This window comes from Cupriavidus sp. GW822-FHT02D05, assembly GCF_058802485.1.
In genome coordinates this window covers 49,665-61,911 of the sequence record NZ_JBXAOE010000013.1, presented here as the reverse complement: position 1 = coordinate 61,911, position 12,247 = coordinate 49,665, and the positions used below count along the sequence as shown (strand labels likewise).

Below are 12,247 nucleotides of genomic sequence, written 5' to 3'. Positions count from 1 at the left end.
CAGGCTGGCTGCCAGGGAACGCCCCCGACGCCGCCGCGCTTATTGAGATTGGAGATGCCAGTTTAACCATTGAACCCACCGCTATAATTTCATCCAAAGACTTTCATTCAGTCGTCCAATTCACCAATCAGGCCTCGGACCGCATCGTGGATAACTTCTCCGACCTCGCCTTCTTCGTCACCCTGGTCAAGCGCGGCAGCCTGGCCGGCGCGGCCCAGCAGTTCGGCATCACGCCGTCGGCCGCCAGCAAGCGGCTGACGGCGCTTGAAACGCGGCTCGGCGTGCGCCTGCTCAACCGCACCACGCGCCGGCTGAGCGTCACGCAGGAGGGCGAGGCCTACCTGGCGCAGGGCGCGCGCATCCTGGCCGAGCTGGAGGAACTGGAGCAAGGGCTTGGCGGCAGCCGGGTGGCGCCGCGCGGGCTGCTGCGGGTCAACGCCACGCTGGGCTTCGGCCGGCGCCACGTGGCGCCGGCGGTGGGCGCCTTCCTGCTGGCCTGCCCGGAGGTGGAGGTGCAGCTGGAACTCACGGACCGGCCGCTGAACCTGGCCGAGGCGGGCTTCGATGTCGGCATTCGCGTGGGCGATTTACCCGATGCGCGCCTCACCGCCCGGCCCATCGCGCACAACCGCCGCCTGCTATGCGCCGCGCCGCGCTACCTGGCCAGCCACGGCGAACCGGCGTCGCCGCGCGAGCTGCAGCAGCACCGCTGCATCGTGATCCGGGAGAGCGACGCCACCTACGGCACCTGGCACCTGCGCTCGGCCAGCCGCCACGAAGCCGTAAAGGTGCGCGGGCCGGCCAGCACCAACGATGGCGAAGTGGCCCTCGGCTGGGCCTTGCAGGGCCACGGCATATTGATGCGCTCGGAATGGGAGGTGGCGCCGATGCTCCGCTCGGGGCGGCTGCGCCAGGTGCTGACCGACTGGGAAACGCCGCCAGCCGATGTGTTCGCCGTCTTCCTCACGCGCGACCACCTCACGGCCAAGGTGCGCGCGTTCGTGGACTTTTTGGCGGAGCACTTCGCGGCCCACCGGATGGCGGGCGCGCCCTATAGTGGCTGGTAGCCCGCTCAGGCCATGCCGCGCGCGAACACCAGCGCCAGCCCGGCGCCTCCGCAAGCGAGGATGACCGGGATCACGCCGGCCTTGAAGCGGAACAACGCCACCGCCGCGGCCAGTCCGATCAGCGCGCACGGCCACTCGAAGCGCCCTTGCAGCCCGGCGGGCCACAGCACGTGATAGGCAAAGAACACCGCCAGGTTGACGATCACGCCAACCACCGCCGCCGTGATGGCAGTCAGCGGCGCGGTGAACTTCAGGTTGCCGTGCGTGCTCTCCACGAACGGCCCGCCCAGCAGGATGAACAGGAACGACGGCAGGAAGGTGAAGAACGTCACCACCGTCGCCGCCGCCACGGCCGACGCCACCACCGCATCGGCACCGAACACCGCCTGCGTCCAGCCGCCGACGAAGCCAACGAAGGCCACCACCATGATGAGCGGGCCGGGCGTGGTTTCGCCCAGCGCCAGGCCGTCGATCATCTGCGGCGCGCTAAGCCAGTGGTAGTGCGCCACCGCGCCCTGGTTGACATAGGGCAGCACCGCATAGGCACCGCCAAAGGTCATCAGCGCGGCCTTGGTGAAGAACCAGCCCATTTGCGTGAGCGTGCCCTGCCAGCCGTAGCGCCAGGCCAGCGCGCCCAGCGCCAGCCCCCAGATCGCGAGGAACACCGCCAGCACCAGCCCGAAGCGCTTCCAGGTAAACATCGCATGCTGCGGCGTGGGCGTGTGGTCGTCCAACAGCGCGGGGCCAAAACCGGTCTTGCCCGCGCCATGGCCACCCCCGCTGGCAAAGCGCGCCGGCGCGAACCGGCCGCCCGCGTAGCCGATCAAGGCCGCGACCAGCACGATGACCGGGAACGGCAATTCCAGCGCGAAGATGGCGACGAACGAAGCCGCCGCGATCGCCCACAGCCAGCTGTTCTTCAGCGCCCGCGAGCCGATGCGCCACGCCGCCGACATCACGATGGCCGTTACCGCCGGCTTGATGCCATACAGCACCCCCGCCACCGCCGGCACCTCGCCAAAGCGCATGTAGATCCACGACAGCAGCATCAGGATCAGCAACGAGGGCAGCACGAACAGCCCGCCCGCGATCACCCCGCCCCAGGTGCGGTGCATCAGCCAGCCGATATACGTTGCCAGCTGCTGCGCCTCTGGCCCGGGCAGCACCATGCAGTAATTAAGCGCGTGCAGGAAACGGCTCTCGGAGATCCATCGTCGCCGTTCGACCAGGTCCTCGTGCATGATGGCGATCTGCCCGGCCGGGCCGCCAAAGCTGATGAAGCCCAGCTTGAGCCAGTACCAGAATGCCTGGCGCAAGGTGATGGCGGCCGGGGCGGCGGTGTCTGGCGTGGTGGTCGTAGCTTGCATGGGAGCCGATGTGGGAATGGTGTCCAGCAACGGGCTGGGTGCCTAAAGATAGCAGAGGCTTGTGTCAGCATGCTGCCAATCACCCACGCGGCCGCATGGAGGATACGGCCCGCGATCATGACGGCGCGGCCAGGGCGCACCACCGCCACGCCTGATCACACCTGCTCACACCGGAAGCTCTGACCTAGCCCAGAGCGCGCTGCGCGGCCGCAACGGCAGCTGTGCGGGTTTCCACGCCGAGCTTCTCGTAGATGTGCTCGAGATGCTTGTTGACCGTGCGCGGACTCATGCCCAGGATCTCGGCCACGTCGCGGTTGGTCTTGCCGCGCGCCACCCACACCATCACCTCCGCCTCGCGTGGAGTCAACTCGCTTGGCGCCGCCGATTCGCTCGTTGCCGCCTGCGCGGCCAGTTCCACCACCATCACGCCTGCCGTCACGGCGGTCAGCCTGCGCAGGCGCAGTCCGCCCAGCGGCAGGCCCTGCATGCTTGCGTTTTCCTGCAATGCCCACAGCGTAGCCACCAGCTGCGCTGGCAACATCTCGCCCGGCAGCCCCTGCGCCCAGCCCTGTGTCTGCAGCAGGGCTGCCGCGCTAGCGTTCATCCACATCAGCTGCCCGCCCGCATCCGCCGCCAGCATCGCGACCGTGCTGCTCAGCACCGCCGCGCGCGCACTGCGCGCCAGCCGCGCCTTGGCCGCGTGCGAGCGCACCCGCGCCACCACTTCGGCAATCGCCACCGGCTTGGTCACGTAGTCGCACGCGCCCACCTCGAAACCGCGCACGATGTGACCGGTCTCGCCCAGCCCCGTCATGAAGATCACCGGCAGATCGGCGTGACGGTCCATCAGCGCCGCGCAGGTGGCAAAGCCATCCATGCCCGGCATGTCCACGTCGAGCAGCACCGCGTCCGGCTCGAAGAACGCCAGCGCGTCGAGCGCGGCGTTGCCGCTGTGGGCGGCGTGCACCGCCATGGCTTCGCCGCCGAGGGCGCGGGTGAGCAAGCCGCGCGCGTCGGCGTTGTCGTCCACCACCAGCACGCGGGTCTGCAGCTCAGGAACGGGAATCATGGAGCGCCTCGCCAAGTGAATGTGTCAGTGCAGCGCCGTCGATGCGTGCCAGCGCGAGCATGCGCGCCGCCCATGCGGCGGCTGCGTCCGTGCCTTCGGCCAGCTCGGACAGCTGCGCCTCCAGCGCGCGCTGGCGGCCGGTGGCCCCGAGCAGCAGCAACTCGCGCAGGAGCTCCGAGGATGGCAATGCAGCCGCCGCGCTCTCGCGCAGCGCCACGCTGGCCAGCGCGCGCCGCACCACCTCGATCAGTTCGGGCTCGCGCACCGGTTTGCTGACAAAGGCAAAATAGCCGTGCGTGGCGCGCGCCTCCTCGGTGTTCTCGTGCGCGTTGGCCGAGACGATCACCACCAGCGGGGCACGCGGCAGCGCGCGCAGCAGGCGGCACAGGTCCCAGCCGGATGCATCGGGCAGGTTCAGGTCCAGCAGCACCAGTTGCGGGTCCAGGCGCTGCACCGCGGGCAGCACCGCCGCGCCCTCGCCCACCGCATCGACCACGAGCCCCAGCGGCGCCAGGAAACCGAGCAGCACCGCGCGATGCGCCGCGCGATCGTCCACCACCAGCACGCGCGCATCGGCCGGCAACCGCGTGCCCACCGCCGCGGGCCTGCGCGCCACCGGCGCCGTCACCGTCGGCAGGTAGAGCCGCGCCGTGAACTCGCTGCCGGCGCCGGGCGCGCTGCGCACGCGGATCTCGCCGCCCATCAGGTCGGCCAGCAGCCGCACGATGGCCAGGCCCAGCCCGATGCCATCGCGGTCGTCGTGGCCGCCGGCGCGCTCGAAGGGATCGAAGATGCGCTCCTGGTCCGCGGCGTCGATGCCGGGGCCGGTGTCGCTTACCACGATGGTGGCCATCTCGCGCTGGTGCCGCACGGCCAGCGTGACGGCACCCTGCTCGGTGAACTTGATGGCGTTGCTGACCAGGTTGATGACGATCTGGCGCAGCCGCTTCGGATCCCCGTGCACGTGCGTGGGCAGCACGCCTTCAACGCGGTAGTGAAAAGCCAGCCCGCGCGCCGCAGCGAGCGGCCGGAACATCCGCACCAGTTCGCCGAACAAGCCCTCCAGCGCCACCGCCTCCTGCGCCAGGCGCAGCTTGCCAGCCTCGATGCGAGACAGCTCCAGCAAGCCATCGACCAAGCTGGAAAGATGCTCTCCCGCACGCCCGATGGTGCGCACGTCCTCGCGCAACGCGGGCGGCAGCGGCCCCGCGCGCAACAGCAGTTGCGAGTAGCCGAGGATGGAGTTCAGCCCGGCGCGCATCTCGTGGCTCATGCCGGTGATAAAGCGGCTCTTGGCCAGGTTGGCTTTCTCCGCGACCTCCTTGGCACCTTGCAGCAGCGCGTCGGTGTGGCGGTGCGCATCGATTTCCTTTTGCAGCAGCATGTTCTGCCGCTCCGACTCCTCCTGCGCCACGCCCCGGCTCTCGTTGGCCAGCACCAGCCACCACGCGGCCACCGCCGCGAACAGCAGCAGCCCGGCGAAGATCTTGATGAACAGCCCCGTGCGTGGCAACGCGGCCAGCGCGCCCGACAACTGCTCCTGCGTGTACAGCAGCCACAGGAAGGTGCCGAACACAAACACCATGCCGGCCAGCACCAGGCAGAACTGGCCGATGCGGCGCGCCATCACCGGCGGCGTGCCGACCGGCAGCACCCGCGTGAGCGCGGTGACGATCTGCTCCTGCGCGCTGGCGCCGGGCTTGCAGCGGTCCCCGCACCGCGCGTCCAGCGTGCAGCACAGCGAGCAGATCGGCCCGCGATACGCCGGGCAGGCAGCCACGTCTTCCACCTCGAACGGATTGCGGCAGATGGTGCAGCGGACCACCTTGTGGCGCGGGCCAAAATCCACTGGTGTGCGCGCGATGAAATAGCGGCTTTGCGTGGCGAACGCGATCAGCGGCGGGATGACGATGGCCAGCACCAGCGCCACCCCGATCGACGCCGGGCGCAACGTCTCGCCGAACGCACCCAGGTGGACCAGCATCGATCCTGCCGAGGCCATCATCATGGCGCCGAAGCCAGCCGGGTTGATATCGAACAGGTAGGCGCGGCGAAACTCAATGGTGCGCGGCGACAGCCCGAGCGGCTTGCTGATGAGGAGATCCCCGACGATGGCGCCGACCCACGCCACCGCCAGGTGCGCGTAGAGCGCCAGCACCTGCTCCAGCGCCTCAAACACGCCCATGGCCATCAGCATCACGGCAATCAGTACATTGAACGCCAGCCACACCACGCGGCCGGGATGGCTGTGCGTGAGCCGCGCGAACACGTTCGACCACGCCAGCGATCCGGCATACGCATTGGTGATGTTGATCTTGGTCTGCGACAGCAGCACGAACAGCCCGGTCAGCACCACCGCCACCCAGCCCGGCCACGCTCGCCCAAGCGCGCGCGAGAAACCGGCCAGGTACATCTGCGTGGGCTCCAGCGCGTGCGAGATCGGCACCTCGGCCTGCAACGCCACAAAGGCGAGAAATGCCCCGCCCGCCATCTTGGCCGCGCCCAGCACGATCCAGCCCGGGCCGGCGGCAATCAACGCGCTCCACCAGCGCCAGCGGTTGCTCGGCGTGAGTTCCGGCATGAAGCGCAGGAAATCCACCTGCTCGCCAATCTGCGCGATCAGCGCGGCGGTGACCGTGGCGGCGGCGCCGAAGGCATGCCACGAGAAGCCATCGCCTTCGGCCAGGCGTCCGTTGAAGGAAAGGAAATCCGTGTAGAGCCCCGGCTCGCGCCACCAGATCACCGCGTAGGGCAGCGCCAGCAGCAACAGCCATGCCGGCTGGGTCCACAACTGGATGCGCGAGATCAGCGTGACGCCGTGCGTGACCAGCGGGATCACCACCATCGCCGACAGCAGGTAGCCCAGCGCGCGCGGCAGCCCGAACAGCAGCTCGAAGGCCTGCGCCATGATGGCCGCCTCCAGCGCAAAGAAGATAAAGGTGAAGCTGGCGTAGATCAGCGACGTGATGGTGGAGCCGAGATAGCCAAAACCCGCGCCGCGCGCCAGCAGGTCCATGTCAACGCCGTTGCGGGCCGCGTAATAAGAGATCGGCAGCCCGGTCAGGAAGATCACCAGGCTCACCACGCCGATGGCCCACATCGCATTGGTAAAGCCGTAGCTCAGCGTGATGGCCGCACCGATCGCCTCCAGCGCCAGGAAGGCCACTGCACCAAAAGCGGTATTGGCCACGCGAAATGCGCTCCACTTGCGGAACGTCCTTGGTGCAAAACGCAGCGCGTAGTCCTCCAGCGTCTCGTCGGCGACCCAGCGGTTGTAGTCGCGCCGGATCTTGCTGATGCGCTGTACGGGCTGGCTGGCGGCTGGCATGGGGGCGGTGACTCCGGAGGGTGCGCGCGTGGGCGTGTCGGCAGATGCAAGAGCTGTGCCGAGCACCGTGGTGAAGGGCACCAATCGTAACGCCCGTCACTCGCCCGGGGGGCGCATGCACGTACGTTGAATGACGTATGGAAGCTAGCGCTGCGCTGCACCATGATCCAGCCGCAGGGTCATTCACAGCCACCGCTAACCGGCCAACGCCGTCTTACCTCACCACGCCTCCAAGGAGCGTCGATCATGCGTGACAAAGAAACGAACGGGTCCCTTTCTTCCCAAGATGCCGATACCCGTACCGATGCCGCCGGCGCGGTCTCGCGGCAGCGCCGGCGCATGATGCAGGGCCTGGCCGCGCTGCCGGCCCTGTCGCTCGCCGGCGTGGCCGGCCTCAGCGGCTCGGCACGCGCGGCGGTGCCGACCGCCGTTGCCAACACCACCAGGCTGGCCGTCACCGACACCGAGGTCATCGTGGGCCAGCTGCACTCGGCCACCGGCACCATGGCGATTTCCGAGACCGGCTCGATCCAGGCCGAGCAACTGGCCATCGACCAGATCAACGCGGCGGGTGGCATCCTCGGCCGCAAGATCAAGGTCATCAAGGAAGACGGCGCCTCCGACTGGCCCACCTTCGCCGAGAAATCCAAGAAGCTGCTGGTCAACGACCGCGTGGCGGCCGTGTTCGGCTGCTGGACCTCCGCCTCGCGCAAAGCCGTGCTGCCGATCTTCGAAAAGGAGAACGGCCTGCTCTACTACCCGACGTTCTACGAAGGGCTGGAGCAATCGAAAAACGTCATCTACACCGGCCAGGAAGCCACGCAGCAGATCATCTGGGGCCTGGACTGGGCGGCAAAGCAGAAGAACGCCAAGAGCTTCTTCCTGATCGGCTCCGACTACATCTGGCCTCGCACCTCCAACAAGATCGCGCGCAAGCACATCGAGAACTTCCAGAAGCTCAAGGTGGTGGGCGAGGAGTACTACCCACTCGGCCACACCAACTTCAACTCGCTGATCAACAAGATCAAGATCGCCAAGCCGGACTGCATCTACGCCATCGTGGTGGGGGGCTCCAACGTGGCCTTCTACAAACAGCTCAAGGCCGCGGGCATCACCGCCGACAAGCAGTTCCTGCTGACCATCTCTGTGACCGAGGATGAAGTGCTGGGCATCGGCGGCGAGAACATCGCCGGCTTCTATGCGGCCATGAAGTACTTCCAGTCGCTCGACAACGCCAACAACAAGTCCTTCGTCGATGCGTTCAAGACCAGGTACGGCGCCAAGTCCGTGATCGGCGACGTGACGCAGGCCGCTTACCTCGGCCCCTGGTTGTGGAAGGCCGCGGTGGAGAAGGCCGGCTCCTTCGACATCGACAAGGTGGTTGCCGCTTCCCCCGGCATCGAGCTGAAGACCGCGCCGGAAGGCTATGTGAAGGTCGACCCCAACCACCACCTGTGGAGCAAGACGCGCGTGGGCCTGGCGCAGCTGGACGGGCAGTTCAAGGTGGTGGCGGAATCGCCTTCGCTGATCCCGCCCAATCCGTTCCCGAAGGGCTACCAGTAAGCGGATTGGTCCACGTTGATTTACTCCCTCTCCCCTTGAGGGGAGAAGGAGTAAAAGCCGTCGTCATGGCAGACGGCTTTGGCGCATCTTGCCGGCTTCGTTTTGCACAGCTGGCGAACTTATCTTCTACCGATGGCGGAGCGCACGATGAACCTATCCGACATGCTGAATATCGGCCTCATGCAGGGCTTTGCCGGCCTGAGCCTGTTCTCGGTGCTGCTGCTGATGGCGCTGGGCCTGGCCATCATCTTCGGCCAGATGGGCGTAATCAACATGGCCCACGGCGAGTTCATGACGATCGGCGCCTACACCATCTTCCTGGCTTCCACGCTGACCGAGCGCCTTGCGCCGTCGTGGATGCCTTACTACTTTCCGCTGGCGATCGGCGCGGCGTTCGCCCTTGCGTTCTGCGCGGGCTGGCTGGCCGAATGGGCGCTGATCCGTCACCTCTATCGCCGCCCGCTCGATACCCTTCTCGCAACCTGGGGCCTGTCACTCGGCATGCAGCAGACCTTCCGCTCCACCTTCGGCCCCAAGGAGGTCAGCCCCACCCTGCCCGAATGGCTGATGGGTTCGTGGGCGCCGGCGCAGGGGCTGGATATTCCCATCAACGGCATGTTCGTGATGGCGCTGACGCTGTTCGTCACCGGCATGGTGTGGCTGGCGCTGTACCGCTCGCGCTGGGGCCTGCGGGTGCGCGCCACCACGCTCAACCGCGCCATGGCCAACGCGGCCGGCATCAACACGCGGCGCACCGACCGCCTCACCTTTGCCATCGGCTGCGGCATCGCCGGCGTGGCGGGCGCGGCATTTACCACCATCGGCTCCACCGGGCCCACCAGCGGCTCGCTCTACATCGTCGACTCCTTCCTGGTGGTCACATTCGGCGGCGCGGCGAGCCTGCTCGGCACGGTGGCGTCGGCCTTCGGCATTGCCCAGGCGCAATCGATCAGCGAGTTCTTCCTCACCGGCTCGATGGCGCGCGTGCTGACGCTGCTGCTGATCGTGACGATCCTGATGATCCGCCCGCAAGGCCTGTTTGCGCCGGCGGTGCGGCGTTGACAACACCCCTCAACAAGACGTTAAGCACTGCACAGGAGCTTGTGATGTCACCCTCCTCTTCCGCCGCGCCTGCGGCACGCCGATTTCTGCGCGGCGAACTCGCCGGCCACCTGGTGCTGGCCGTAGTGCTGCTGGTGATCATGCCGCTGGCGCTCGACGTGTTCCGCCTCAACCTCGTCGGCAAGTACCTGAGCTACGCCTTCGTCGCCATAGGCCTGGTCATGCTGTGGGGCTACGGCGGCGTGCTGAGCCTTGGCCAGGGCGTGTTCTTCGGCCTGGGCGGCTACGCCATGGCGATGTTCCTTAAGCTCGAAGCGTCCGACGTGAAGAGCACCGCGATCCAGTCCACGCCCGGCATTCCTGACTTCATGGACTGGAACCAGATCACCGCGCTGCCTTGGTGGTGGGAGCCGTTCCGCCACCTGCCCCTCGCGCTGGCCGGCGTGATCGCGGTGCCGGTGGCGCTCGCCTTCATCGTCAGCTTTGCCATGTTCCGGCGGCGCGTGGGCGGGGTGTATTTCGCCATCATCACGCAGGCGGTGGCGCTGATCCTCTCGGTGCTGATCATCGGCCAGCAAGGCTTTACCGGCGGCGTGAACGGCATCACCGATCTCAAGACCATGCTGGGCTGGGACATCCGCAGCGACAGCGCCAAGGTGATCCTGTACTTCGCCAACGTGGTGCTACTGTTCGGCGCCATCGCCCTGTGCCGCTGGATCCAGCGCAGCAAGCTCGGCGTGCTGCTGCTGGCGATGCGCGACAAGGAAGACCGCGTGCGCTTCTCCGGCTATGACGTGGCAATGTTCAAGGTCTTCGTGTTCTGCCTGGCGGCGGCGCTGTCCGCGGTGGGCGGCGCGCTGTTCACGCTGCAGGTGGGCTTCATGTCGCCGTCGTTCGTCGGCATCGTGCCCTCCATCGAGATGGTGATCTACGCGGCGGTGGGCGGGCGCATGAGCCTGGTGGGCGCGGTGTGGGGCACGCTGCTGGTCAACTTTGGCAAGACGTATTTTTCCGAGAGCTTCCCCGACCTGTGGCTGTTCCTGATGGCGGCGCTGTTTATTGGCGTGGTGGTGGCCTTCCCCGACGGGCTGGCCGGGCTCTATAGCAAATACATGTCGCGGCGCAAAGCCGTCGCAAGCCCGTCGCAGCCGGCCAATTCTGCCAATTCTGCCAATTCGGCCGAGCCGGCCACGGCGACGCCGCCCGCCGAAGACATCCCCGGCCGTACCGCTTGAAGCCATCCGTCCGAAGCGAGGAAGACACCATGAGCAATACCGATTTCATGCTGGCGGTGGAGGACCTGACCGTGTCCTTCGATGGCTTTCGCGCCATCGACAAGCTAACGCTCTATGTGGATCGAGACGAACTGCGCGTGATCATCGGCCCCAACGGCGCCGGCAAGACCACGCTGCTCGACCTGGTCTGCGGCAAGACCCGCGCCACCGGCGGCAGCATCAAATTCCGCAACCGCGAGATGACCGGCCTGCCCGAATACCAGATCGTGCGCGCCGGAGTGGGCCGCAAGTTCCAGACACCCTCCATCTACGAGAACTTGAGCGTGTTCCAGAACCTGGCCGTGTCGTTCCCCCGCAGCCGTGGTGTGTTCGGCGCGCTGAGCTTCCGCACCACGCCCGAGGTGCGCCAGCGCGTGGCCGACGTAGCCGCCGAGATCGGCCTGGCCGATGCGCTGGAGCGCGAAGCCGCGCAACTCTCGCATGGACAGAAGCAGTGGCTGGAGATCGGCATGCTGTTGATGCAGGAGCCGCAACTGCTGATGCTGGACGAGCCCATTGCCGGCATGAGCGTGCGCGAGCGCGAGCAGACCGCCGAGTTGCTCAAGCGCATCAGCCGAGGCCGCGCGGTGATCGTGATCGAGCACGACATGGACTTCGTCAAGCGCATTGCCGACAAGGTCACCGTAATGCACCAGGGCAAGATCCTCGCCGAAGGCTCGATGGAGCAGGTGCAGAACGATCCGCGCGTGATCGACGTTTATCTTGGCCACTGATCTGACACCAAACCCTAGGAGAGCAGCATGCTCACAGTCGACAACGTGGTCGTGAACTACGGCCAAAGCGAAGCGCTGCACGGGGTGTCTTTCGCCGCCGCGCAAGGCGAGACGATCGCCATCGTGGGTCGCAACGGCATGGGCAAGACCACGCTCTTCAAGGCCATGATCGGCATGCTGCCCGTGCGCTCCGGCCAGGTCTGCGTGGATGGCCGCGACGTGGCGCAGGACGAAAGCTACCGTCGCGTGCGCGCGGGCCTGGCCTACGTGCCGCAAGGCCGCATGATCTTCTCGCACCTCACGGTGGAAGAGAACATCCTCACCGGCATGGAGCAAGGCAGGAGCCGCCGTATCCCCGAGGATATCTTCGCCATGTTCCCGGTGCTGTTCGACATGCGCCGGCGCAAGGGCGGCAACCTCTCCGGCGGGCAACAGCAGCAACTGGCGATTGCGCGCGCGCTGGTGGCCAACCCCAAGGTGCTGCTGCTGGACGAGCCCACCGAAGGCATCCAGCCATCGATCATCAAGGACATCGCGCGTGCGCTCAACGAGATCCGCCGCACGCGCGACATCACCATCGTCCTCTCCGAGCAGGTGCTCAGCTTTGCGCTCGACGTGGCGGACCGCTTGCTGGTGATCGAAGGGGGCCGCTTCGTGCACGAGACGCACCGCGACGGCACCGATGTCGAGCGCATCCGGCAACTGCTGTCGGTCTAGGCAGCGGCGTTTTTCTGCGATTGCTTCACCTTCCTCACCTTCTTCACCTTCTTCACACCCAACACC

General features: G+C 66.9%; 9 protein-coding genes. 6 read left to right on the top strand and 3 right to left on the bottom strand.

From position 1 onward, the window contains the following. Positions 1-146: 146 nt before the first annotated feature. The gene (locus AC1RQK_RS18520) at positions 147-1,067 is read left to right on the top strand and encodes a LysR family transcriptional regulator (RefSeq protein WP_492374780.1); all 921 of its coding nucleotides are present in this window, start codon (positions 147-149) and stop codon (positions 1,065-1,067) included. 5 nt (positions 1,068-1,072) lie between these two features. Here AC1RQK_RS18520 and chrA read toward each other — a convergent pair whose 3' ends face one another. The 3 genes from chrA to AC1RQK_RS18505 all read right to left on the bottom strand — a co-directional run bounded on the left by chrA (position 1,073) and on the right by AC1RQK_RS18505 (position 6,831). Continuing rightward, the gene (chrA, locus tag AC1RQK_RS18515; protein ID WP_492374779.1) at positions 1,073-2,434 is read right to left on the bottom strand and encodes a chromate efflux transporter; all 1,362 of its coding nucleotides are present in this window, start codon (positions 2,432-2,434) and stop codon (positions 1,073-1,075) included. A gap of 184 nt (positions 2,435-2,618) precedes the next feature. Continuing rightward, positions 2,619-3,503: a response regulator gene (locus AC1RQK_RS18510; protein ID WP_492374778.1), complete on the bottom strand. Its 885-nt coding sequence runs from the start codon at positions 3,501-3,503 to the stop codon at positions 2,619-2,621. After that, positions 3,487-6,831, bottom strand: coding sequence for a hybrid sensor histidine kinase/response regulator (locus AC1RQK_RS18505; RefSeq protein ID WP_492374777.1), 3,345 nt, complete (start codon positions 6,829-6,831; stop codon positions 3,487-3,489). The genes AC1RQK_RS18510 and AC1RQK_RS18505 overlap by 17 nt, the downstream gene beginning before the upstream one ends. Before the next feature lie 339 nt (positions 6,832-7,170). Between AC1RQK_RS18505 and urtA the strand changes: the two genes are divergently transcribed. The 5 genes from urtA (at position 7,171) to urtE (ending at position 12,181) form a co-directional block, all read left to right on the top strand. Beyond that, a complete protein-coding gene (urtA, locus tag AC1RQK_RS18500; protein WP_492810538.1) occupies positions 7,171-8,394 on the top strand; it encodes an urea ABC transporter substrate-binding protein in 1,224 nt (407 codons plus the stop codon). 147 nt (positions 8,395-8,541) lie between these two features. Next, positions 8,542-9,456 (top strand): urea ABC transporter permease subunit UrtB, encoded by a 915-nt coding sequence (urtB, locus tag AC1RQK_RS18495; protein WP_492374776.1) that lies wholly within the window; start codon positions 8,542-8,544, stop codon positions 9,454-9,456. 44 nt (positions 9,457-9,500) lie between these two features. Next, entirely contained in the window at positions 9,501-10,691 is a 1,191-nt protein-coding gene (urtC, locus tag AC1RQK_RS18490) for an urea ABC transporter permease subunit UrtC (RefSeq protein WP_492810402.1), read from the top strand. A gap of 29 nt (positions 10,692-10,720) precedes the next feature. Beyond that, positions 10,721-11,464 (top strand): urea ABC transporter ATP-binding protein UrtD, encoded by a 744-nt coding sequence (urtD, locus tag AC1RQK_RS18485; protein ID WP_492374774.1) that lies wholly within the window; start codon positions 10,721-10,723, stop codon positions 11,462-11,464. Positions 11,465-11,491: 27 nt separating this feature from the next. Beyond that, a complete protein-coding gene (urtE, locus tag AC1RQK_RS18480; RefSeq protein ID WP_492810400.1) occupies positions 11,492-12,181 on the top strand; it encodes an urea ABC transporter ATP-binding subunit UrtE in 690 nt (229 codons plus the stop codon). The last annotated feature ends 66 nt before the right edge of the window (positions 12,182-12,247 follow it).